The following is a 21,274-nucleotide window of genomic DNA, read 5'->3' on the forward strand; positions in this document are numbered from 1 at the left end:
TATGCGGGATCGTCGGGCAGGGCGCCACGGCTGTGGCATGCCTTCCGGCATCATTGGCTCTGGGCCGCTACCGTATGCCCGCTGTGCGGCATCGAATTGCACGATCCCCGATGGCCTGCGACTTTCGTGCAGAAGCCAAAGGGAGCGATACAGCGGTAACATATTGTTTCATCGGCATGTTTCACACTGATGGATCTGCCCGGACACGCTTTTTCAAACGCTACAGGAATCCTGCCACATGCAGTCAGCCTATACCGTCCTGATTCTTCTGATGCTGGTCAGTGTCTCGAAACTGGTTGGGCGAGTGGTTCCCTTGCCGCTCCCGCTGGTGCAGATCGCCGCCGGCGCGCTGCTGGCCTGGCCGAGCCTGGGGCTGCATGTGGCGCTCGATCCCGAGCTGTTCCTGTTCCTGTTCCTGCCACCGCTGCTGTTCGCCGATGGCTGGCGCATGCCCAAGCGCGCCTTGTGGCGCCTGCGTGGCCCGGTGATCGCCCTGGCGGTGGGGCTGGTACTGTTCACGGTGATCGGTGCCGGCTACTTCATCCATTGGCTGCTGCCGAGCATTCCGTTGCCGGTCGCCTTCGCCCTGGCCGCGATACTTTCACCCACCGATGCCGTGGCGGTATCGGCCATTACCCAGGACCGTCTGCCGCCTCCGCTGATGCACATGCTCCAGGGCGAAGCCTTGATGAACGATGCTTCCGGCCTGGTGACTTTCAAGTTTGCCTTGGCGGCGGCCATTACCGGGGTGTTTTCCCTGGCCGATGCCAGCGTTACCTTCGTACTGGTGGCATTGGGCGGGCTGGCGGTGGGCGTGGCGCTGAGTTGGTTGATCGGTCGCCTGCGCCGCTGGATGATCGCTCGTGGCTGGGACGATCCGGCTACCCACGTCGTCTTCATGTTGCTGTTGCCGTTTGCCGCTTATGTCCTTGCCGAACGACTGGGCGTGTCCGGCATCCTGTCGGCCGTGGCGGCGGGGATGATGCAGAGCTGGCTCGACCTGTTGCCGCGCCAGACCAGCACGCGCCTGCTCAACCGCAGCGTCTGGTCGCTGCTGGAGTTCGCGTTCAACGCGGCCCTAGTTTTTTTGTCATTCTCATGTAAACCCTCCAGCCAGGCTCTTTTGAGAATGAATTATCGTTGATCCTAGCTGGTACCCTCCCTATTTTCAAGGGGTCTAAGCGTGCTTTCGCTCTGTTCGTATGATGGCATCGAAGTGAAATCTTCGAAAAATGTAAACGTGAAATTTTTGACGAGATTTCCTAAGGGAAATGTAAACACAGCCCTCAATTTCCGCTGTCACACGGGGACGCAAGCCTAGCTAAAATTGTAAACAACCCGCTTTTGCTAGCGTTGAAGGTTTACATCTCACTACTGCACCTCTCCAAAAACGTCATTTTTGGCCGCAGCACTTTGTAGCTACTCTCTACATGCTTGATAGCATGGAAGCGCCGAGGGGAGGGGAAGCACACCCAGATCGAAAGGCGAGAACCTCGTCTATTGTGCAGCGGCAATGCTCGAATGCATGATGGATTAAGGCAGCTCGTGACCGATGTGGAGTCTGCTGGTTGTGAAGCTATTCCAAAAATTCACTGCGTAAAACTCATGAATCCCGCCACAGTCTGCCCACCGTAGCGGTTGAGTAACCTAGCTCTCGTACGACTTCGCTGCGACTCATGCCCCGCGCTTTTAGCTCTTGCACTAGACGCTTTTTTTCCCTAGCGCCAGCCACTCTCGGTGGCTCGAGCCTGGAAGGTTCGTCAGGCATCTGCTCGTCTGCCAAACCCAGCTCTTCCAACGCCAAGATTGCTGAGTGGAGTACCTCTCTGGGTGATCGTTTCTGATCAGCAGCTATCACCATCGCGAAGAAGGCTGTCGCCTCAATGTTCAGCGCGGCGGCTAGCTCAATCGTCGTATCTATAGTCGCGCTCGTTTTGAGAGATTCGAGCTGGCTGATGTGAGACTGAGTAACCCCCCCGGCTATAGAGTGCTGAAAGAAACCCTGTCTGACACGTAGAAACTGAAGGACGGCGGCGAAGGGTCGACGCAGCGACATATCGATTACCCCTATAAAAGCAGACGGTATGCCGCGTTTGCTATTGATCACTCAAATCTATATATTTATTCGAGTTGTGGAATTTTTGCTGCTGGGACATCGCGGGTCGGTGAAAGCTCACCCTTCTGTCAATTTCTTCGTAATCAAGGTTGGTGGAGCGTGGACGATCCGGTTCAATCCGATTTACTGAAAGCTAGGCCCACTCCAGCAGCCGGCTCGCAGCTAGACGCAGCAGAAGCAGCGCGATTCGTTTCCGGCCGTCGTCCCCTGAAACCCTTCTGTTTGGTTGAGCAATGGACAGTGTTCCGTGCCGATCTAGCTGATGAAGAGCTCGCTCGCGTTCACGCCTCAGGCCACCTCCCGCTGTTTATATTTGCCCACAAGGTCATCGAAGACAGTCGAGGGCGCTTTCAGCCAGGTGACTGGGTGCGCTCGAGTATGTGCATCTACTTCGAAGGCGGTGTTCTGTTCGAGACTAGGAACAGCGTGTACTTCCTCATGGGGCCGGGCCATGAACAGACCGCCAGCCTGAAAACGATTTTTTCATTTTTTTAGCCGGGGTTGCTGTAACAGCTCCGAGCTATGTCGAGGCGCACAATGTTCAGAACAAACACTGCTACGATGATTGGCCTGCCCGGTATGTTTGGCGAAGGGCAGTGTCAATGGCAAGAGGTTACTCGGGTGCTGCGTACCCATTGGTACCACGTCGTCGCCCAGTCCACTGAGGACGGGCGCACCAGTGAGGAAGTGTTTATGGTTGAAACCGAGAAGCGGCTCCAGGTGCTCTTGGTAAGCCAGACCCATGACACATTCATAACTGACGTCCAGGCTGTTACGCCGGCCTACATGAACGGGAAGGGTGGTTGGCTTATGGAGCCGCTGACGAAGGTCGCTTTAGGCAAGGATCAAAGTGGTTGCGTAGTTAGCGTGCTGGAAGTCGAATCTGGTGCTGCCTACCACAGCTCCCACGAGCCTGACTTCGATGTCGATTCGCTGACCGACCTTTGTCCCATCTTTCTGGCGGGCATGATCCGCCCAATGTCTGCCAATTCGGAAGAGTGTCATGACTGATGTATTTGTTGATCTTCATAGTAAGCGCCACAGCGATTTTGACTTAAATCGAATCCTAAAAGCGCAGCAGCAAGGCTTTGAGCAGCCCGTTACTGCTTATCTCTGTGGTGCGTATATCGGTGCTCGGGCGGGGGTGGGTGTTGTCTTTGGTCATCGCCGGAAAGACCAGTACGGCCGATTTGCCGATGGACACCTGATTCGTACGTCGGATGTTCAAAAGGCTGAGAAGGAGGGCAAGTTTTGGGTGCTCACAACTGAAAACTCACGATATGTGCTCGCCACCTTCCAGCGTGGAAACGGGCGTTCAAGCCTACGCGAGTTTCTGCGTCTGTCGTCAGTGCTACATCCGACATCGCCGGTGCTTCAGTGATTTCTTAGTTGGCGCTCCCTTAAGGAACGTCCCTGTGCAACCTGATCTCGGAGCTTGATTATGATTGTCAAGAAAGGGGAGGTGATCATTTTGGCCTCCGGGATTTTTGAGTCTTATAGTCGGGAAGGGCCGTTTGTTGCGCTGCAAGATTTTGATCTTGCGGTACTGGTTGGCGAGAGGACGGTTGCTGGAATGGCAAGGTTGGAAGTGGATGACCTGCTTGATGCCGTTCCAGAAATGCTCATCGAGCGAGGGTTTCTGGGAGAGTTGCCATGCCGGAAAATCCATCTAGGTGCAATGGGTGCAATCGATATCAAGGTAGAGAGTGACGCATTCTGAAATCCCCTCCAGTTGAGCTTCGGCCTATTCGTGCATCACAAGGGATGCAGGCTTGATTGGCATAAGCGAGCGGTTGTTGGCGTGACCTGCGAGATGGCTGTCGTGATCCGAGCCCCTACGTCGTCTCTGCACTCAAAGGCTTCCATCCGCACTCCACCGGCCCTTTGCCTGCGCGCGCCGCTCGCTTTGCACGTTCCCAACTATACGACCGAGTTCGGTGCTGTGTCTCGTGGCACAGAATAATTCATTGAGGCACCCGAGGGCCAGCAAACAAAAAATCGAAAATAAGCTCAAGGTTTTTCAAAGCGAACCGTTTTGATAATTAAGAGCAATTTTCGAGAGCATTATGTCTTCCAGCAAGCACCGCAATCCGAAGGTTTCATTCGAGATATCGACATCATTCAATTTCCCAGAAGGGCTTGAAGAGTACCGTGCTACCGTAAAACTTGAGGCCTCAGACGTCATAAATACGTGGTTTGATGATTTCAGAGTGGCGTACACGCTCATTCAAGCAGTTCAAGTGGCTACGGGTTTGAGTTATTCGCTCATTCATCTGGCCAAGCACCGGCACTCCATCGAAGAAGAACAAAACCTTGCTCACCGTGTCGCGTGCTGGAGTGATCTCATCGCGCCCTATATGTCAAAGCCCCAGCCGGGAAGTGATCAAATGTACTGGGGAGGATCTGGAGCGGATTTTGTTGCGAGTGGGACTTTCCACGATCCTGATCCGATTGTTGAACTCGGTGATGACAAAAAGGCCATCTACGATTTTTCAATTAGTATCGAAGGCGGTTCGGTCACAATGAGGTTCGGGAGGGTGGCTTGGACGCTTTCTCCGTCCGAGGCGGAGTGGCTAGCTGAGCAGATGTGGGTAGCGACTTTTTTAGCAGCACAGCGAGCTAAATGCTTGAGATGATTTGGGCCTGATCCAGGCGCTCCGGAGAGGGGGAATCTCATCTGTATGCGAGGTAGCCAGGGCGTGCCGCCTTGCGGCCAGGCTCTCGTAAACCGAGCCACGAAGTGGCTCGGCCCTGCGGGCTTTGATCCTTCACGTCTTCGGCCGTTGGCCTGCGCGCTCCGCTTGCCTGCTCACTGGCTCTAAGCTATTTGCCCAGAACGTATCCAGTTACTTCGGCGAAGAGGGAGTCCAGCCCTAGGAGGTATTTGTCCCCTGGCATCTTTAAAGGAGCCCTTCGGCCCATAGCCATAGCCGAAAAGATGTCAGATTTATGGTTTGAACTTACAGGCTTGTACCGTTGCGAGCCATTCGATATCATCGATTTCGGCTCTCCGCCAAAGCTCTGGACGGCTTGAAAAAGAGATCGCTATACCCCGCTTCATTCCTGCTATCGCATTCCGGAATTCCCGGTTAATCGCTAGTGACAAAACGCCCAGCGCAGCGACATTACCCCGGAATTTTTGTGGATGACTGACTTCATCAAATCAGCTGCATTTGCAGCAAAAAAATCTCTCACTCTCAAGGGCATTAAAGTCCAGCACGGTGTTGCGCTGGAGATCGTTGCCGCGTTCCTGGGGTATAGAACATATGCTGCCCTGGTGATCGAGGAGGGTAACGCAAGCCTGAAGTACCATCTGTCTGATGCTGAGATTATCGTTCTGGATTACGAGGGCGGAGTGTCCCGGCTGATTGAGCTTGACTTGTTGCAAGCATTCATCGTGCAGGACTTCATCGATGCTATTGTCGCGTGTCGCGATGGAGTGTTTCCCGACCTTTCAGACTTTCTAAATGACTACTGCGATCGGCAGCTACAGGACGTGATCCTTTCCGATGCGGATGTCATCGGAATGGTAGAGCAAGCGACAGGTTCTGAACCTTTCTCAGTCGAACTGGATGGTGGCTGGAGGAGGCTCGATGAGCTCTGGACAGCCGTCAATACGTGGCAGCTTTCGTGCTACGGCACTGTCGATGGGTTAGCTGACAGGCCTAGCGCTGACAATGACGGGGAAGCGGTAGACGTGCGTTGTCGGGGTTGGATGCATTTTGCCAAAGCAGGTCGAGCTGGACTGCTACTTGAGCGAAGTGGTGTTGAGGCACTGTAGCGCGCCGGACGCACCGGCCCAACGGGTACGGCTTTGGGCCTAACTTTGTCGCTAGCGGAGTGTTTCAGGATCCTGCACCACAAGTGTCTTTTGAAGACGAGAGTCAGGCTATTTATGACATCTCAGTCATGCCTCACAAGGATGCAATCATGCTCAAAGTTGGGTAGGTCGCTTGGATCTTTACCGCAAATGAAGCAGAGTGGCTGGCCGACCAGCTATGGACTGCGGCGTTTTTGGCAGCAAAGAAATCGAGAGCCTTGAGCTGAGCCTTGGACGGTGTGCCGAGAGTATGGATTTGCTTCTTTAGCAAGGTATGGAAGCCCGGAATCTGCATCCAAGTTGGAAAAGCCCTTGGTATCATCAAGGGCTCCATCTGTGGGTCAAGCGTTGGTGGAGGGCTTCAGCGCAAACTTCCCATCGCCTAGCAGAGCGACAACCAAAGCCGAGACGGTCAGGTAGATCGGGTATTCCCAACCACCGTTCGCGTTGGTGAAGCTCCAGCCGTTGCCGAAGTGAACGGTAGATGCAACGAACAGTTGAACGACGGCGATTGCTGCGATCCACCGGCTGTACACGCCAGTGATCAGAAGGATGCCGCCAATCACCTCGAAGGCCATGACCGGGTAAGCCATAAAGCCGGGAAACCCGATGGAGTCGAAGAAGCCTGCTGTACCCGCTGGGGTGAATACGAAGACTTTGGTCAGGCCATGGGCAAGGAACATGATGCCCAGGGCGATGCGCATGAATGATGCGGCGTAAGGAGCGGTGCGAGTGTCGATCATGGTCGTTTCCGATTTGTTAGATGTTGAGGTTCAAGGTTTTGCTGAGCCAAGCCGAGAAGTCGGCTAACTCGATGTCCACGATCTGGTGAGCCATGTCGTAGAAATGCACTTCAAGTGGAACGCCAAGCTGCCCTAACCAGTCATTCCCCTCTTCGGCCCACGATATTGGCAGCACTCCATCCTTCAGCCCGTGGGCGATGAAAGCCGAGGTTGATTTGAGGCGATCACCAGAGGCGATTAGAGGTGCTATCTCTCGCAGCATTCTGCCGCTGAGGAGCGCGAATCCCTTCACCAGCTCTGGCTCTGTTACGCCCACGCTTGAGCTCATGATTCCGCCCTGGCTGAAGCCGGCGATCACCGTTGGTAGCTCGGGCAGTTCACCGATGAACTGGGTCAGCAATTGGCGGCTTTTCTCAGCTTGTTCTTCGCTGAAGGAGGGGCCCTGATTGGTGAATGTGACCTGATACCAGGCGAATTGCTCAGGGCCAATTTGCAGCGGGCCACGAGGGAGCAACAACTCCAGGCCTTTAGGCAATAACGATGCAATTGTTGCCAGGTTCTCTTCGTTTGAACCCACGCCGTGAAGCAGCAGCAATCGCGCTTTCGGGTTTTCGGTGTTGCTTGCCTTCCGGTAGAGAAGGCCGGTTTTAGGGTCGCGCTCCAGGTTGGAGAAACTGGTGTGGTTCAACATGCTAAGCGTTACCTTCAGTGAATTTGGTTGCGTCACGGTGAGGCGAGTCGAATAGATAGCTGTCCATAGCGAGAACGCTGTAAGTCACTCCGCCTTCCAGCACCCGAGTTTCGAAATCTTGGTCAGCCGCACCCAGCGCGATAAACAGTGGCAGGAAATGCTCGTCTGTCGGATGTGCACGTTTGGCCGAAGGCGCATGCGCCTCATAGCCCAGCAGGGCACTGGTGTCCCGTGCCTCAAGAGCTTGTTTCGTCCATGCAGCGAATTGCTTCACGTACTCTGCCTCCGCTGCTCCATGACCTCGGAACTCGTAAAGGTTGTGCGTGAGGCTGCCCGAACCGATCAGTAGCACATTCATCTCTCTCAGCGGCTTGAGCGCTTCCCCAAGCTTCCAGGCCGTTTGGGTATCCAGCGACGAGGGCATCGATACCTGAACTACCGGGATGTCGGCTTCAGGAGCCAAGTACATCAAAGGCACCCAGGCGCCGTGATCCAGACCTCGGTGATGATCGAGCTCGGACTTCCATCCGGAAGCTCTCAGTAGATCTACGACCTGTTTGGCCAGCGCCGGTGAACCTGGTGCCGGGTACTGCAAGCGATACAAGGCCTCCGGGAAGCCCCCAAAGTCGTGGATGGTCTTTGGGGCGGTGCTCGCAGTGACCCTGACTTCGCCGCGTGTCATCCAGTGCGGAGACAAGATGACGATGGCGTCGGGCCTCGGAAGCTCTCGGCTGAGCTCGGCCAGCCTCTTACCAGCGAGGCCGGGCTCAATCGCGAACATGGGAGCACCATGAGACACAAATAGCGTTGGAAATGGCGTGCTCATGGCCAAGTCTCCTTGGGATTACTTCGACAGCCAGGTAGGGGCAATGGAGGTGCCCATGCCTGCGCCGTAGCCGAGGTAGATGTTCAAGCCTGCGAGTGGCTCCAGATAGCGAGCGTTAACCAGGCCGCCTGCATCAACTACGTTCCAGCCAAGGCTGCGCGCCAATGCAGTTGCGGTTTGCTTGGCACGCTCGTCATTGGCGGCGACGAAAACGGTACCTGTTTGCTCGCTGCTGAACTGTGGGCCGTCAGCCAGCACCTGGGCGAACAGGGTGTTGAACGCTTTGACAACGAGAGCCTGCGGTACAGCTTTCGCAATCTCTTCAGCAGCGCTGGTGGAGTGTCCGACAGTGAGCGACATGTAGTCCGCGCTCAGCGGGTTGGTGATATCGATGATGATCTTGCCGCTGAGGTTACCCAGGCTCTGCAAAGCCCCAGCCGCATCGTCGTAAGCGGTGGCGACAATGATGATTTCGCTATCGCCAAGTGCTTCAGGGGCGGCATAAGCAGTGACGTTGCTGTACTGCTCGGCAAGTACCTTGGCCTTGTTCAAATCGCGACCGGTGAGGCGTACCTGGTGCCCTGCAGCATTCAGTTGTTTGGCAAAACCTGAGCCCATGTTGCCGGTACCGATAAGGGTAATTTTCATAGCGACCTCTGTGGGTGATTTGAAATTGCGTTGTGATGGGCTCATTGTCTTTGATTGATTTTGTGAGATAAATGCGCTCAACTGAGACTTATTGTTCCGCTTAGTGAGATTGTTATGGATCGTGCCTTGGAGATGGAGGTGTTCTGCTCCGTCGTGGACAGGGGAAGCTTCGTCGGCGCGGCTGAGCCGCTGGGCATTTCAAAGGCAGCAGTTTCGCGGTATGTGAGCGGGCTGGAGGAGCGGTTGGGTGTACGGCTGCTTCACCGCACAACCAGGAGCCTCTCCCTGACCGAGGAAGGCCGCCAGTTCTATGAGCAGGCGAGGGATGTCCTGACGATGATGGCGGAGGCTGAGTCAGCCGTTTCCTCTGCAGGCCCAGAGGCAAGTGGCGTAATTCGAATCAATGCTCCGCTGAGTTTTGGCGTGTTGCACCTGGCTCCAGTCTGGGGTGATTTCATGCGTGCCTACCCCAAAGTTGAGCTCGACATTTCCCTGAATGACCGAATCGTCGACCTCGTCGAAGAAGGGTTCGATATCGCTGTGAGGATTGCGAGGATGGAGAGCTCAACGCTGGTAGGGCGCCGGCTCGCAAGCACTCGTATGCGTCTGTGTGCTTCGCCTGCATACCTGGAGAGCCACCCTCCAATTCGCGAACTGGCAGATATCGCAAACCACGGGGTGATCGCTTACAGCAACTATGCCAGCGGCAGCGAATGGTTTTTCGAGGGGCCCAGGGGGCAGGAAGGTGTGCGTACCCGCTCGGTGGTGCGGTGTAACAACGGAGACACCTGCCGGGCGATAACCCTGTCCGGTGAAGGGATCTCACTGCAACCAAGCTTTATGGTCGCTGAGGACATTCGCGGAGGGAATCTGGTGGAGATATTGCCCGAGTACCGTTCGGTAGAACTGGGCATCTATGCGGTCTACCCGACTCGCAAGCACCTGCCTCAGAAGGTGCGTGTGCTGATCAACTTTCTGGTGGAGCGGTTTGCCAACCCATCTTGGAATTGAGTTGGCCGTGCGGGTTGTCGCCTTGGAGCTTTTACAACTGGTATAGCTATTGCCTTAAGGTCACAGGGGCCAGTCGATCTCGCTACCAATCAGTGTTCGACATAACTCAATAATACTGTCCCGATTGACGGTTGGATCATCTACGCTCCAAGCCAGACCTAGTCCGATATGTCGCTCCAGGCCCTCAACTTCGCGCAGCTCAAAGTTTTGCCCGGGAATGGATTTAACCCATTCTGGAACGAACCCCACCCCAATCCCAGCCGTTATCATTGCCAGCATCGCTTGAGTGTCATTGCAGCTATAAACAACTTGTTGGTTCAGATCGTAATTCTTGAACTCTTCGGGAAAGTTGTCATCTGTCTGAGATTTATATGCCCTAGAGAACGCGATTATTTTCTGCTTTCGCAAATCGTCAGGTGTGACGATGCTCTTGCTGCTCAAAGGGTTTTCGCGTGCGATCGCTAGCAGATATTTTTCGCGATGGATTGACTGCCAGCGAAGAGAGCCGATGTTTTCAACGGGACGAATGAAACCGAGATTGATGTTGCCGCGCTCAATTTCCCTCACGATACCGACTGTGTTCCCGTTATGAATATGGATCCGAGCCTCAGGGAAGCGTTGATTGATTCTTGAGACGAAATTGGGGAGCACACCGAACGTCGCGGGGTAAATGGTACCGATAGTGATCTGATGGAGGTCTTTACCCGCGACCGCCTGGGTAGCAAGGCACGTGCGGTCGATGTCCCGAAGGATGTCGATACACCGTGAATTGAAGATCATCCCGGCCTCTGTGAGCTGCACACGACGGGTTGACCGTATCAGTAGCGGAACGCCGAGCTGCCTCTCAAGCGCTTGAATCTGAGCCGTCACCGCAGGTTGGGCGATCTGCAGTCGGGCAGCGGCACGGCCAAAATGCAGTTCTTCTGCAACGACTACGAATGTCTTGATCTGACGTAGATCCATCGGATGCTCCCGTTTAGCTGTCTTGATTTATAGGGGTGAGCCATGGATGTCAAATGGATTGATCAGAATAATGGATGAGTAGGCGCCGCCTATCTCTCCCCGCTTTAGCACAAAGGCTTGCGTTGGGGACAACTGACCGATTGATAAGCCAAGGTTATTAATGCTCGCTGATTATTATTGGAGATCAAGTAGAATGCAGCTGTAGGTTAGGCACAGATCGTAACCTTCAGCTGGTGAGGAATAAGAACATGCTGACCAAAAACAAGATCACGGCGGTCTCGAATGGCAGTGACGTCTGCGCGGACATCGTAGGCTTTGATTTCAACGACTACGATGCTCAGGATGTGGCCGAAGTACGAAAAATCTGGCTCCAGTACGGTGTTGTGCGTTTCCGCGATATCGACATCACCGACGAGCAGCACATCAAGTTCTCTCATCACTTCGGGGAAGCTGTTATTCACCCGAAACAGCTGCAAGAGGGCGCTCATCCAACGCAAAAAGAAATTTTGGTGATTGCTAACACTACTAAAGACGGTAAGCCATCGGGTGCTTTGGGTAACAGCGAAGCGACTTGGCACACTGATACTTGGTTCTACGAGCGTCCACCAGCTGGAGCACTGCTGCGCTCCATTGCACTTCCGCCCACTGGCGGTGACACCTATTGGGTATCGATGTACCAGGCTTACGAGACCTTGCCGTCCTATTTGCTGGACGCAGTCAAAGGCAGGCAGATCTTCTTCCAGAGCGTTTATGACGCGGCGGGAGGTCTGCGACTGAACAAGCAGGTGCCTAAGTCCGATGACATCCGTGAGTGGCCAGGGATCGTGCATCCGCTCGTTCGGGTACATGGTGATAGTGGTCGACAAGCTCTGTATCTGGGTGCAAAGGGTGTACGTGAGCAGGATTCCTGGATCGTAGGTCTGCCTATGGATGAAAGCAACGATCTCGTGGCTCAACTGTGGGAGCACACGCTGAAAGGAGAGATATTCGTTCAGCAGTGGCGTCTTGGCGATATGGTTATGTGGGATAACCGCTGCACCATGCACCGTCGCGACTCTTTTAGTCCTGAGCACATCCGTATTATGCATCGCACTACTACTGCAGGCGAGCGCCCAGTGTAACTGATAAAGCAACCCTCAAGGAAACGCCTTGAAGGTGAGTGAATTGGCTAGCCAGTATTTGGCTAGCCAATCATCGATGCCAAAAAAATAAGTCGGCAATATCGCTTCGTACTGTTAAGCAAGACAAAATACCCATCTCGAATACTCCATTCAGTGACAGATCGCCTAAACCATGCGGCTGCTGTTGCTCGCCAGAGACGTCTGCGCTCCTGGTAGATGTCATTTCCTCTCGCTCTACATCTCATCCCAAATTTTAATTGCCCTGTACCGGTGTTCGACTTGTGCTAATTCAGTGCATAGTACGAATTCATACATCATGCGTTAGGGCAAACCCTTAGATGTCTCTCCACGAGAATGGCTGTGAGTCGCCAGATGTCGGCTGAGAGTAACAGTCCTACTCACCACGACGGCGCACGGTGCGTCGAAAAAGTGCGCAGTGATACGGTTGTCTACGTTAGCTGATCTCATGGTATAGCTTTAAAACATTATGTCATGTGCGCTAGTAATAGCCTGGCTCAAGTTAACGCCCTAGATTCCAGTAAATAAAGGAGCTGTCCGTTTGCTGGCATTGTTCTTGCTCCGGTGTTGTGTGCGGATCAGAGTATTAATAGGGAAATTAAAATCCACGATGGATTGATGGGTGATTGCGTTCGTGCATTAAGTGAATCATATAAATAAAGCCAATTAACAATAAGTAATATTTATAGGTATGGAGTGGCAGTGTGACAAAAGTAAAAAGAATACTGGCTGCTTTGGCATGCGGCACCTTGGCGCAACAAGGCTACGCGGTGGGTTTCCTTGAGGACAGTAAGGCATCCATCAGTTCTCGCACCTTGTACTACGATGGGGATCAACGGAGCACGGGTGGGGCGGATCAGCGGCAGACCTTGACCGGTTTAAGGCTCGACTTTCAGTCGGGCTACACCGGAGGGGCAGTGGGCTTAGGACTTGATCTCCAAGCGCTAGCAGGATTTACCTTAAGTGGTGGAACTTCTCCCCACAATGCATCCACGGTGAATACTGTTTCTCCGGTCACGACTGACGGCTCACCTGTCGACAACTGGTCTAGGATCGGAGGGAATGCTCGCTTCAAATACTCGAAGACCGAGTTGAAAGCTGGCAACGCGCTGACTTTCAATCTACCAGTGCTGATCTCAAATGACGGACGCCTGTTGCCTGCGAGCTTTCAGGGTGCTGCTTTGACATCAAATGAGTTTGAGAATCTGACCTTGAACGGCGGATTTCTAAATCGTGCTATTGGACGAGCATCCAGCAACTGGGCGGGGATTGCTGGCGGGGGTACCAAGGGCAGTGATGGATTTGCTTTTGCCGGTGGTGACTGGAACGTCAGAAAAAATCTAAAGCTTCAATACTACTATGCAAACTTAGAAGACTACTATAGTCAGAACTTCCTCGGGCTTATTCATTCGTTCGATGTGGGAGTTGGTCAATCGCTCACAACTGATTTGCGTTACTTTAAGAGTGACTCTGATGGTAGAAATGGTACGGACACTCGCTATGCCTTGCGTAACGGCTATAACAAAAACGGAAAAATAGATAATACCACCTGGTCTTTGGCTTTCACCTATAAAACGGGCGGTCATGCGCTGACTTTAGGGCATCAACAAGTCAGCGATAAGTCCGGCTTTGCAACCGTCAATAGTAGCAACGTGGTTGATGGTCGAGGGCGACCAGAAGGTGAAGGGGGTGTCCAGTCCCTTTATCTTTATACCGACGTTATGATGAATAGCTTCACGCGTGCGGGCGAAAATTCTACTTTTGGCCTTTACAGCTACGATTTTGCTGCCCTAGGTGTTCCAGGCCTAAAGGCGGGGTGGACGTATGTGAGTGGTAAGGATATACGGGGCACGGGTAATACGACGACCGGAAGGTACAATGAATGGGAAAGTGATTACCGTCTAGATTATGTTTTGCAGTCTGGAACATTCAAAGGGCTTGGTTTCACTCTTCGGAAAGGTGTCTTCAGAACCGGCTTGCCCGCCTCGACCTTAAAAGATCAGGATCAAGTTAGGTTCTTCGTTAATTACACTTATGCACTTTGGTAAATCGGGTTAACCAACTTTAGTTGGTGCGAAGTCATCGGCTGTGAGTCCTGCGGTCGGTGACTTCGTAAGCGATGGCGCAAATTTGAGGAATATCGGATGCGGGTTTTTATTTTGTTTTCTAGGCGTATAAGAAAAAATTATAGGGTGGCGCAATTTTTTGATTATCCATGATGGCCAAGGTGCCACAAACTGTCCCTAACAGCATACGCCAAGGGTAGTCGCTCTCTGCAAGCTTGCCCCAACATGATGCAAGGAGCTTCGTCAGCACTGCAGGACGCAAAGGGTAGGCAATCGCTGATGGTGTGCTCGGTAAGATCTGGTCTCATTGCGTGGGGCTGGTCTTCAAATGGTTAGGGTATTAACTGAACGCGACGGATATAAATAAAAACCGTCTGCGATAGGGAGTACACATGCCTATAAAATTAAGGCAGATAGAAGCATTCAGAACGGTCATGCGCGAAGGAAGCATGGTGCGAGCTAGTGCGGCTATGGCCGTTACCCAGCCCGCGATCAGTTACATGATTTCTGGGCTTGAAACCGCTGTTGGATTTCCTCTGTTTAATAGACAAGGAGGAAAACTCAGTGCGACACCGGAGGCGATTCAGTTACTCGCTGAGGTAGATCGTCTCTATCAGGGGCTTGAGTCCGTTGAGGCAGTAGCTCACAAGATCGCGAATTATGGCAACGCCGAGTTGCGCATTCTAATCACGCAGGCTCTGTCTGCCGGACGGATTGTGAATGGTATCGGCAAGTTCGCAGCGTTACATCCAGGTATCAAAATCGATTTGGATGTTGAGCACAGAGAGCTCATTACCCATCGAGTCAATTCAGGTCAAGCCGATTTGGGAATATTGTCAATTTCGCCAGGTCTGGAAGATCAAAGCTCTACGTTGTTCAGCAGTCCAATTATCTGTGTTGCATCGCCTAGCGCTAAAATTTCCCAAGGCGCGGTTGTTACAGCAAGCCAGTTAGATGGAGTGCCTATAGTTGCTCTTAAGGCCACGGGGCTTATCAGGCCAATGGTCGATAAATGGTTTTATGAAGCTGGGGTGACGCCTAATTACACGATTGAGGTTGGCGGAGCTGGTACGGCGATCGAGCTGGTTCGTGGTGGCCTTGGAGTTACGTTTGTAAATAGTTTCAGCTTGATGGAGAGGGCTGATAGCCAACTTCAGTCATTCGGTCTGGAAAATGCACTTGAACTCAAGATTGGCGTAATCAACTCGTCGTCGTTACACCCAAATAGAGCGGCGCATGCACTAATGCAGTATCTGACACAGATATATGCGGAAAGCGTCTCGGATGAACACTCCTGAGACAGATTGCCAGAAGTTTAATCAAAAGCGAGGGTTGATTGTGAAAGTTTCTCTTATTCAGGTGAATTCAGTACAGGACAAGGCGTTCAATTTGGCCGAAGCTGATCGTCTCGCACGAGAGGCAATCGATCGAGACGGTTCACGTCTTGTTGTATTTCCTGAACACTTTGACTGGGCGGGTGGTACACCTGAACAAAAGATCGCAGCTGGCGAGCCGCATAGCGGGGGGCCGGCTTATGAAATGTGTAAAAAACTGGCACAGGACTGCAACGTCTACGTTCACACCGGTAGCTTCTATGAAAGCACGCCTGACGGTAGCCGCGTCTATAACACCTCGGTCGTTTTTGATCCCAAAGGCAACGAGCTTGGTCGCTACCGTAAAATCCATCTGTTCGATATCGTAACTCCCGACGGTATGCGCTATGGCGAGTCCAGTGCAGTAGCGCCAGGTACAGAGGTATCGGTGGTCGATATTGAAGGCCTTAAGTATGGCTTTGCGATCTGCTACGACATTCGCTTCCCGGAGCTTTTCCAAAAGCTGGTTGCGTTGGGTGCTGATGTAATCGTACTGCCTGCGGCATTTACCCTTCAAACTGGTAAAGACCATTGGGATGTCCTCTGCCGCGCCCGGGCAATTGAAACGCAATGCTATTTCCTGGCTCCAGGTCAAACTGGCCCATTCGAACAGTCCGGTGAGACTCGCTACTCCTACGGGCATTCGCTGGTTTGTGATCCATGGGGACACATTATCGCCAAGGCGTCGGATGGTGTCGGCTACGTAACTGCCAACATTGAACCTGAGCGCATCGCAGCGGTACGCAAGCAAATCCCGCTGGCTTCGCACAAGGTGCTTCAGAAATGAAAAAGTTTCTGATAGGAGATATGCCGGATCCCATCACTCCCGAGCTGGAAAAGATCCTCCTAGAGGTCGAAACCGCTACGGTCGGTCATCTTCGTCACTGGGGATTCATGGATGGCGAGATTCAAGCCCTGGGGAATAGTAAGCGTGTCGTTGGTACGGCAGTGACTTTGGCGCTGCCTGCTCAAGACTCAACCTTATTGCATTACACCCTGGGCTTGCTTAAGCCTGGCCACATTGTGGTGATTGATCGCTTGGGTGATCGCAAACATGCCTGTTGGGGTGGCGGTGTCACGCAGGCGGCTGTGACTGCCGGTGCGAGTGCTGCAGTGATCGATGGCATGTGTACCGATCCACATGAAATTCAAGAGCATGATTTCCCAGTCTGGAGTCGTGGTGTGTCTCCGATTACTACCCGAATCTATGGGCTGGGTGGCAAGTTGAACATGCCTGTCTCCTGTGGCGGCGTTGCTGTATGTCCGGGTGATATCGTGATCTGTGACGAGAACGGAGTTCTTGTCTTGAGTCCGTCAGAACTTGATGAAGTTGTTCAAACGGCGCTGGCCAAACAGGTTCGCGGTGTCGAGAACTGTCGGCGGATTAGAGAAGGGGAAAAGCTCGGCGACTTGTCTGGTGCTTCAGCGATTGTTGAAGCAGATGCGTAGCTGGATTTGATCCACCCTTCGAGCCTTGCTATGCGGGATGGAAAATAAAAACGAATCATTGCCCCGCACGGTGGCGTTACGTGCGGCGCCCTACTCGATAGAAGAAAATCATGACTAAAACAATATCTACCAGGAAGACCTGGTTCGCCGTGGCCACTTCTGGAAGCGGGAACTTACTCGAAGTTTACGACTTTGCGGTCTATGCGTTTTTTGCTACGACCATCGCTAAATTGTTTTTCCCGAACGTGGATGAAACAACATCCTTATTGCAGACGTTTGCTGCTTACGGCGCCGGGTTCATTGCAAGACCCCTCGGAAGCTACGTAATTGGTCGAATTGGTGACAGAAGGGGGCGCAAGCCTGCGATGTTGCTGACGATTATCTGTATGGCTATCGGCAGTATTGGTATTGGTCTGATTCCGACATACGAGACTATCGGTGTTGGTGCTCCAATTCTGCTAGTCATGTTGCGCTGCCTCCAAGGATTCGCCGCAGGTGGCGAATGGGGCACCTCTGCATCTTATATCGTGGAATGGTCTCCTGCGGGTCGGAAAGGGTTCTTCGGGAGTTTTCAGAGCGTAAGTTCTTCCGGTGGCGCATTGTTAGCATCCCTAGTTGCATCTGCACTCCTGTTGATTCCTGCTGAGGACTTGCTGGATTGGGGGTGGCGAGTGCCATTCATCGCAGGTGGTCTTGCGATCTTTGCATTCAGTTTGTTCTTGCGAGCTCATGCTGAGGAAACCCCAGAATACGTCAATAGTAAAACTGAGGTTGTGAACCCAACTGAAACCAAGCCATATGTATTGGGCTTGCAGGCTTTTGGCTTCACCATTTTCTGGACTACACTGTCCTATCTGGTTTCAGCGTACATGGTCACTTATACGCAAAGTCACGCAGGTCTTACCCGGACTGAGGCTCTGACCTCTAGTAACATTGCACTACTCCTTCAGATCATGTTGATTCCAGTTGCCGGCGCCCTGTCCGATCGATTTGGGCGTAAGCCGCTTCTACTCCTCGCATGTGTTGGCACCGCTACCCTTGCTTACCCAATCCTGAATATGATGTCTGGCGGTGCCAGCTTCCATCAGGTCGTTATGCTGCAATGTTGCTTGAGCGCACTTTTCGCAATGTATTCCGGTCCTGGGCCAGCTACTATCTGCGAAATTTTCCCAACGCGGTTGCGCAACACCTGGATGACCGTAGGCTACACGTTGGCGGTATGTTGCTTCGGCGGGTTCGCACCACTGATCTCGACCTGGTTGATCTCTGTTACCAAAATCGCGGCGTCTCCAGCCTTCTTGCTCATCCCTGCTGCTATTGTGTCGGCACTGGTCATCCTAAAGCTGCCTTCCGCTCGTATCAGCGGTTTTAAGTCCGCCCCTAAGGCGGAAGCATCTTACTGAGGCTTTTAGCTCAGTTACCTCGAAATTCTGAGTGATGCTCCCAGAGTTCGAGACAGTGGAACTCTAATGACTGAGCGTGACAGGGATGTTCGCTCAGTCTTTCGCCGCCTGGCTCCATAGACGCCAGGGCGGAGAGTGTTATCCACCTAGCTGTACCGACTAGCTTCGGATTAGCAGATGCGCAGGAACCATGTTTAGGATTTCTTTTTTTGCATGGTCAATGAACGGTTTTAATATCAGGGTTGATGAGTTTCTCTGTGATATCACGATTGAGTAATCATTTCTTATCACTGGTTCGAAATTTATAAATTTCACACCGCTGCCTGTATAGCCACAGGCTGTTAAAGGGTCAATGATCGAAATTCCTACACCAGCTTCCACTAGCTGTAGAACTGCGGCGGAAGTCTGGGTCTCGCAGTTTACGTGCCGTTTCACGCCATGAGAAAGCATCAAGGAGTCTATCCGCATCCTAGACTCCATAAGAGGCATCATGGAAATGAAGCGTTCGCCCTCAAAGTGTTCTGGTCGTAAAGTTCTTTTTGTGGCGAGGGCATGCGCTTTGGGTACTACTGCGACCATTTTAGCAGATACCAGGGTTTCACTATTTCCTGCTTTGGTGGAGCGTGCCGGGAACATGGCGAAGCCCAGGTCGCACTGATCCCGTTGCACCATATCCAGAACTGTGGGGGAGCTGTGCATACGCATTGATACATGAGCGTCGGGATGGGCCAAAGTGAAACTATTAATGGCGCGTGGCAGGAAAGAGAGCGCCATGTTTGGCGATGCTGCTATTTCAAGCCGCCCCATTTTCAAAGATTTGATATTGGTAGCCGCATTAGCGATGCGCTCAATGCTCAACAACGACTGCTCGACGTCTTTGACGAGTAGAGCCGCTTCAGGGGTCGGTACCAAGCGCCCCTTAGTTCTTGTAAACAGTGTCAGGGCTATCCGTTCTTCTAGGTCGGCGATCAATCTCGTGACTACCGGTTGGGTCACTTCAAGCATCTCTGCGGCACCGGTCACCGACTTTCGCACCATGATCGCCCGGAACGCTTCCAAGTGACGAAGGGTGATCCTGTTCTCCATAGCACTCCACCTGTCGATAGCATAAAGACATGATCTTTTTAGCTTACGGTAGCGTCATCGACTAATCAAAAGCTTTTCGACTTGCTGGTAAAGGGCTTGGCGGTCTCAAGGAGCAAGTGCAACGCCTGATGTAAGGTGTTGCCATGTCTACCCAATACAACCACCTGAGTACCCAGGAGCGCGTCACCATTATGGTGATGCTATTTCAACGGCAACCACTGCGAGCTATCGCCGCTTTGCTGGGCCGTCACCCTAGCACCATTAGTCGTGAGATCAGACGTAACCCCCACCAGCATCACTATGACGCCGCCCAGGCTGCCAGCAGGGCTCAACAGCTTCGGCAGGTACCCCGCCGCCAGCGGCGTTTGTCTCCAGATTCAGAGCTGTTTCAGGTGGTTGTCGAAATGCTCCGCATTGGCTGGTCACCGCAACAAATTGCCCGCAGACTACGCAGTATCTGGCCCGGCCAACCCGAGCGACATGTGAGTCACGAAACTATTTACCTCACCATCTATGCCTACCCACGCGGCGAACTGAAACGTCAGCTGGTCAGTTATTTGCGTCAGGGTAACGGCAAACGTCGTAAGCGAACCCAGAGCAATGTGCGTCGAGAACGCTACCCGGCACAGCTGAGTATTCACCTACGCCCCCCTGAGGTTACAGATCGTCTGGTACCTGGCCATTGGGAGAGCGACCTGATCATGGGCGCCAATAATCGCTCAGCGGTTGCCACCATGGTCGAGCGTACGAGCCGTTATGTAATTCTCGCCAAGCTCGAAGCCCCCACCGCAGAGGCGGCGACGGAAGCCATTGTTAGGGAAATGTCGCGGATGGCGCCATCGCTATTAAAAACCATGACGCATGATCAAGGCAGCGAAATGGCCCGTCATGCCGAAATCACCGCACGCACGGGGATGAAGATTTACTTCGCCGATCCACACTCGCTTTGGCAGCGTGGCAGCAATGAAAATACGAACGGGTTGTTACGCCAATACCTTCCCAAAGGCACAGACCTCTCGCTGGTGACGCAGGCACGGCTGGACGAAATAGCCGATTTGCTCAACACCCGTCCTCGCCAGACATTGGGCTGGAAATTTCCGGTTGAGGTGCTGGTGGATTATCTTCAGCTCAGCGCGACCAACAAGCTCGAAACGATAAACTGATCGTGACGAGCAAGGCCCGCTTGAGCTCCAACCAGTTACCTGGTGGAGGCGTCTGATGGGTGTTTCTGTCGTGGCATTGCAGGCCGTCAAATCGCCGATAGAGGGGGGGTTGTGTATAGCCATTGTTTAAGCGATGAAAGGGGGGTTGTGTATAGCCGCTGTCTCAGCGACGGAAGAGCTTGTCATGGGGTAAGCTTTCGGCAGTGAAAATCGTGTGCAAGCAGATCGGCTCGGTTCGGTCAGACGTCCATTGATGATGATGTTTTGGAAGCGGGATTGCGTTCGCTTAGCAAGTGCAGAAAAGTTAACTGACTGTTGCACTTGCTCCTTGAGACCGCCCTTCTGGAGCAGTCAAATCTATTCCAAAGAGACATCGCTAACGATGTGTTTCGTGAATCTTCTCGCCGAGGCTCGCTCAACCCGATGGCTACTTGAAAGGATTTGCCCTCCTGGAACTCACTAAAGCTATCTTATGTGCGCCCAGTTATCGCAACTGCGTCGTATCCGCATTTTCTGTGGTTTCGAGTTTACGCTCGCAATGTTACGGAAGGTAGCGGATGTAACTACAACGTTTCATTTTGGAGCGCTCCAGAGCCAAGCGCGCCCGACGGTGGGGCACTTGTATGGAAAGGTTCTTATTTTCCATAGGAAAAAGGCATTGGCTAATGTTTTAGTTGCTATGGACTAAGCATATTCTAAAAATAAAATCCTTTTAAATCAGTTAGATAGTTTGAGTTGGCCTGGCCATTGCTAAAAAGCATACAGGTCAGGGATTTG

General features: G+C 52.8%; 21 protein-coding genes and 1 pseudogene. 15 read left to right on the forward strand and 7 right to left on the reverse strand.

Annotated elements, in window-relative coordinates:
• Nucleotides 1-238: 238 nt before the first annotated feature.
• From G7009_RS05740 to G7009_RS05770, 7 genes and pseudogenes are all read left to right on the forward strand, one after another.
• Nucleotides 239-1,090: pseudogene (locus G7009_RS05740) on the forward strand (cation:proton antiporter); the annotation flags it as partial.
• A 1,125-nt stretch (nucleotides 1,091-2,215) separates the two neighbouring features.
• Complete coding sequence (locus tag G7009_RS05745) at nucleotides 2,216-2,611, forward strand: DUF6957 family protein (protein ID WP_086978733.1); 396 nt, start codon at nucleotides 2,216-2,218, stop codon at nucleotides 2,609-2,611.
• Between the two features lie 42 nt (nucleotides 2,612-2,653).
• Nucleotides 2,654-3,127, forward strand: a complete 474-nt coding sequence (locus G7009_RS05750; RefSeq protein ID WP_086978732.1) for a hypothetical protein — start codon at nucleotides 2,654-2,656, stop codon at nucleotides 3,125-3,127.
• Nucleotides 3,120-3,497 carry a hypothetical protein gene (locus G7009_RS05755; protein WP_181128980.1) on the forward strand — a complete coding sequence of 126 codons (378 nt, stop codon included), beginning with the start codon at nucleotides 3,120-3,122 and terminating at the stop codon, nucleotides 3,495-3,497. The genes G7009_RS05750 and G7009_RS05755 overlap by 8 nt, the downstream gene beginning before the upstream one ends.
• 60 nt (nucleotides 3,498-3,557) lie before the next feature.
• Nucleotides 3,558-3,836 (forward strand): hypothetical protein, encoded by a 279-nt coding sequence (locus G7009_RS05760; protein WP_181128981.1) that lies wholly within the window; start codon nucleotides 3,558-3,560, stop codon nucleotides 3,834-3,836.
• Between the two features lie 346 nt (nucleotides 3,837-4,182).
• Nucleotides 4,183-4,752, forward strand: a complete 570-nt coding sequence (locus G7009_RS05765; protein WP_086978729.1) for a hypothetical protein — start codon at nucleotides 4,183-4,185, stop codon at nucleotides 4,750-4,752.
• Between the two features lie 509 nt (nucleotides 4,753-5,261).
• Complete coding sequence (locus tag G7009_RS05770) at nucleotides 5,262-5,897, forward strand: hypothetical protein (protein ID WP_086978728.1); 636 nt, start codon at nucleotides 5,262-5,264, stop codon at nucleotides 5,895-5,897.
• A 133-nt stretch (nucleotides 5,898-6,030) separates the two neighbouring features.
• Here the strand turns inward: G7009_RS05770 and G7009_RS05775 are convergent, their stop codons facing one another.
• The 5 genes from G7009_RS05775 to G7009_RS05795 are packed head-to-tail and all read right to left on the reverse strand — an operon-like array spanning nucleotide 6,031 to nucleotide 8,844.
• Nucleotides 6,031-6,270 carry a hypothetical protein gene (locus G7009_RS05775; protein WP_181128982.1) on the reverse strand — a complete coding sequence of 80 codons (240 nt, stop codon included), beginning with the start codon at nucleotides 6,268-6,270 and terminating at the stop codon, nucleotides 6,031-6,033.
• Nucleotides 6,271-6,277: 7 nt separating this feature from the next.
• Nucleotides 6,278-6,679 carry a DoxX family protein gene (locus tag G7009_RS05780; RefSeq protein WP_181128983.1) on the reverse strand — a complete coding sequence of 134 codons (402 nt, stop codon included), beginning with the start codon at nucleotides 6,677-6,679 and terminating at the stop codon, nucleotides 6,278-6,280.
• Between the two features lie 16 nt (nucleotides 6,680-6,695).
• A complete protein-coding gene (locus G7009_RS05785) occupies nucleotides 6,696-7,370 on the reverse strand; it encodes an alpha/beta hydrolase (protein WP_375139538.1) in 675 nt (224 codons plus the stop codon).
• 1 nt (nucleotide 7,371) lies between these two features.
• Nucleotides 7,372-8,196 (reverse strand): DODA-type extradiol aromatic ring-opening family dioxygenase, encoded by an 825-nt coding sequence (locus tag G7009_RS05790; protein WP_181128984.1) that lies wholly within the window; start codon nucleotides 8,194-8,196, stop codon nucleotides 7,372-7,374.
• An 18-nt stretch (nucleotides 8,197-8,214) separates the two neighbouring features.
• Nucleotides 8,215-8,844, reverse strand: a complete 630-nt coding sequence (locus G7009_RS05795; protein WP_086978725.1) for an NADPH-dependent F420 reductase — start codon at nucleotides 8,842-8,844, stop codon at nucleotides 8,215-8,217.
• A 114-nt stretch (nucleotides 8,845-8,958) separates the two neighbouring features.
• Here G7009_RS05795 and G7009_RS05800 point away from each other — a divergent pair, with 114 nt between their 5' ends.
• Complete coding sequence (locus G7009_RS05800; RefSeq protein WP_086978724.1) at nucleotides 8,959-9,855, forward strand: LysR family transcriptional regulator; 897 nt, start codon at nucleotides 8,959-8,961, stop codon at nucleotides 9,853-9,855.
• Nucleotides 9,856-9,915: 60 nt separating this feature from the next.
• On the opposite strand, the gene G7009_RS05805 is transcribed toward G7009_RS05800, so the two are convergent.
• Nucleotides 9,916-10,818, reverse strand: a complete 903-nt coding sequence (locus G7009_RS05805) for a LysR family transcriptional regulator (RefSeq protein WP_086978723.1) — start codon at nucleotides 10,816-10,818, stop codon at nucleotides 9,916-9,918.
• Between the two features lie 248 nt (nucleotides 10,819-11,066).
• Here G7009_RS05805 and G7009_RS05810 point away from each other — a divergent pair, with 248 nt between their 5' ends.
• The 6 genes from G7009_RS05810 (at nucleotide 11,067) to G7009_RS05835 (ending at nucleotide 18,248) form a co-directional block, all read left to right on the forward strand.
• The gene (locus G7009_RS05810; protein WP_086978722.1) at nucleotides 11,067-11,939 is read left to right on the forward strand and encodes a TauD/TfdA dioxygenase family protein; all 873 of its coding nucleotides are present in this window, start codon (nucleotides 11,067-11,069) and stop codon (nucleotides 11,937-11,939) included.
• Nucleotides 11,940-12,661: 722 nt separating this feature from the next.
• Nucleotides 12,662-14,005: an OprD family outer membrane porin gene (locus tag G7009_RS05815; protein ID WP_308813314.1), complete on the forward strand. Its 1,344-nt coding sequence runs from the start codon at nucleotides 12,662-12,664 to the stop codon at nucleotides 14,003-14,005.
• 410 nt (nucleotides 14,006-14,415) lie between these two features.
• The gene (locus G7009_RS05820; protein WP_181128985.1) at nucleotides 14,416-15,321 is read left to right on the forward strand and encodes a LysR family transcriptional regulator; all 906 of its coding nucleotides are present in this window, start codon (nucleotides 14,416-14,418) and stop codon (nucleotides 15,319-15,321) included.
• Nucleotides 15,308-16,183 carry a carbon-nitrogen hydrolase family protein gene (locus G7009_RS05825; RefSeq protein WP_219856452.1) on the forward strand — a complete coding sequence of 292 codons (876 nt, stop codon included), beginning with the start codon at nucleotides 15,308-15,310 and terminating at the stop codon, nucleotides 16,181-16,183. The genes G7009_RS05820 and G7009_RS05825 overlap by 14 nt, the downstream gene beginning before the upstream one ends.
• The gene (locus tag G7009_RS05830) at nucleotides 16,180-16,845 is read left to right on the forward strand and encodes an RraA family protein (RefSeq protein ID WP_181128986.1); all 666 of its coding nucleotides are present in this window, start codon (nucleotides 16,180-16,182) and stop codon (nucleotides 16,843-16,845) included. The genes G7009_RS05825 and G7009_RS05830 overlap by 4 nt, the downstream gene beginning before the upstream one ends.
• Nucleotides 16,846-16,955: 110 nt before the next feature.
• The gene (locus G7009_RS05835) at nucleotides 16,956-18,248 is read left to right on the forward strand and encodes an MFS transporter (protein ID WP_181128987.1); all 1,293 of its coding nucleotides are present in this window, start codon (nucleotides 16,956-16,958) and stop codon (nucleotides 18,246-18,248) included.
• A gap of 159 nt (nucleotides 18,249-18,407) precedes the next feature.
• Here the strand turns inward: G7009_RS05835 and G7009_RS05840 are convergent, their stop codons facing one another.
• A complete protein-coding gene (locus G7009_RS05840) occupies nucleotides 18,408-19,334 on the reverse strand; it encodes a LysR substrate-binding domain-containing protein (protein ID WP_086978719.1) in 927 nt (308 codons plus the stop codon).
• A 143-nt stretch (nucleotides 19,335-19,477) separates the two neighbouring features.
• On the opposite strand from G7009_RS05840, the gene G7009_RS05845 reads away from it, so the two are divergent.
• Nucleotides 19,478-20,497 carry an IS30 family transposase gene (locus tag G7009_RS05845; protein WP_181128988.1) on the forward strand — a complete coding sequence of 340 codons (1,020 nt, stop codon included), beginning with the start codon at nucleotides 19,478-19,480 and terminating at the stop codon, nucleotides 20,495-20,497.
• The last annotated feature ends 777 nt before the right edge of the window (nucleotides 20,498-21,274 follow it).

The sequence above is a fragment of the Pseudomonas capeferrum genome (assembly GCF_013523055.1).
In the GTDB taxonomy this organism is placed as follows: Bacteria; Pseudomonadota; Gammaproteobacteria; order Pseudomonadales; family Pseudomonadaceae; genus Aquipseudomonas; species Aquipseudomonas capeferrum_A.

Coding starts and splice junctions, on each gene's coding strand:
- G7009_RS05750 (WP_086978732.1), top strand. CDS start 2,654: ATGTTCAGAACAAACACTGCTACGATGATTGGCCTGCCCGGTATGTTT.
- G7009_RS05755 (WP_181128980.1), top strand. CDS start 3,120: ATGACTGATGTATTTGTTGATCTTCATAGTAAGCGCCACAGCGATTTT.
- G7009_RS05760 (WP_181128981.1), top strand. CDS start 3,558: ATGATTGTCAAGAAAGGGGAGGTGATCATTTTGGCCTCCGGGATTTTT.
- G7009_RS05765 (WP_086978729.1), top strand. CDS start 4,183: ATGTCTTCCAGCAAGCACCGCAATCCGAAGGTTTCATTCGAGATATCG.
- G7009_RS05770 (WP_086978728.1), top strand. CDS start 5,262: ATGACTGACTTCATCAAATCAGCTGCATTTGCAGCAAAAAAATCTCTC.
- G7009_RS05775 (WP_181128982.1), bottom strand. CDS start 6,270: ATGGAGCCCTTGATGATACCAAGGGCTTTTCCAACTTGGATGCAGATT.
- G7009_RS05780 (WP_181128983.1), bottom strand. CDS start 6,679: ATGATCGACACTCGCACCGCTCCTTACGCCGCATCATTCATGCGCATC.
- G7009_RS05785 (WP_375139538.1), bottom strand. CDS start 7,370: ATGTTGAACCACACCAGTTTCTCCAACCTGGAGCGCGACCCTAAAACC.
- G7009_RS05790 (WP_181128984.1), bottom strand. CDS start 8,196: ATGAGCACGCCATTTCCAACGCTATTTGTGTCTCATGGTGCTCCCATG.
- G7009_RS05795 (WP_086978725.1), bottom strand. CDS start 8,844: ATGAAAATTACCCTTATCGGTACCGGCAACATGGGCTCAGGTTTTGCC.
- G7009_RS05800 (WP_086978724.1), top strand. CDS start 8,959: ATGGATCGTGCCTTGGAGATGGAGGTGTTCTGCTCCGTCGTGGACAGG.
- G7009_RS05805 (WP_086978723.1), bottom strand. CDS start 10,818: ATGGATCTACGTCAGATCAAGACATTCGTAGTCGTTGCAGAAGAACTG.
- G7009_RS05810 (WP_086978722.1), top strand. CDS start 11,067: ATGCTGACCAAAAACAAGATCACGGCGGTCTCGAATGGCAGTGACGTC.
- G7009_RS05820 (WP_181128985.1), top strand. CDS start 14,416: ATGCCTATAAAATTAAGGCAGATAGAAGCATTCAGAACGGTCATGCGC.
- G7009_RS05825 (WP_219856452.1), top strand. CDS start 15,308: ATGAACACTCCTGAGACAGATTGCCAGAAGTTTAATCAAAAGCGAGGG.
- G7009_RS05830 (WP_181128986.1), top strand. CDS start 16,180: ATGAAAAAGTTTCTGATAGGAGATATGCCGGATCCCATCACTCCCGAG.
- G7009_RS05835 (WP_181128987.1), top strand. CDS start 16,956: ATGACTAAAACAATATCTACCAGGAAGACCTGGTTCGCCGTGGCCACT.
- G7009_RS05840 (WP_086978719.1), bottom strand. CDS start 19,334: ATGGAGAACAGGATCACCCTTCGTCACTTGGAAGCGTTCCGGGCGATC.
- G7009_RS05845 (WP_181128988.1), top strand. CDS start 19,478: ATGTCTACCCAATACAACCACCTGAGTACCCAGGAGCGCGTCACCATT.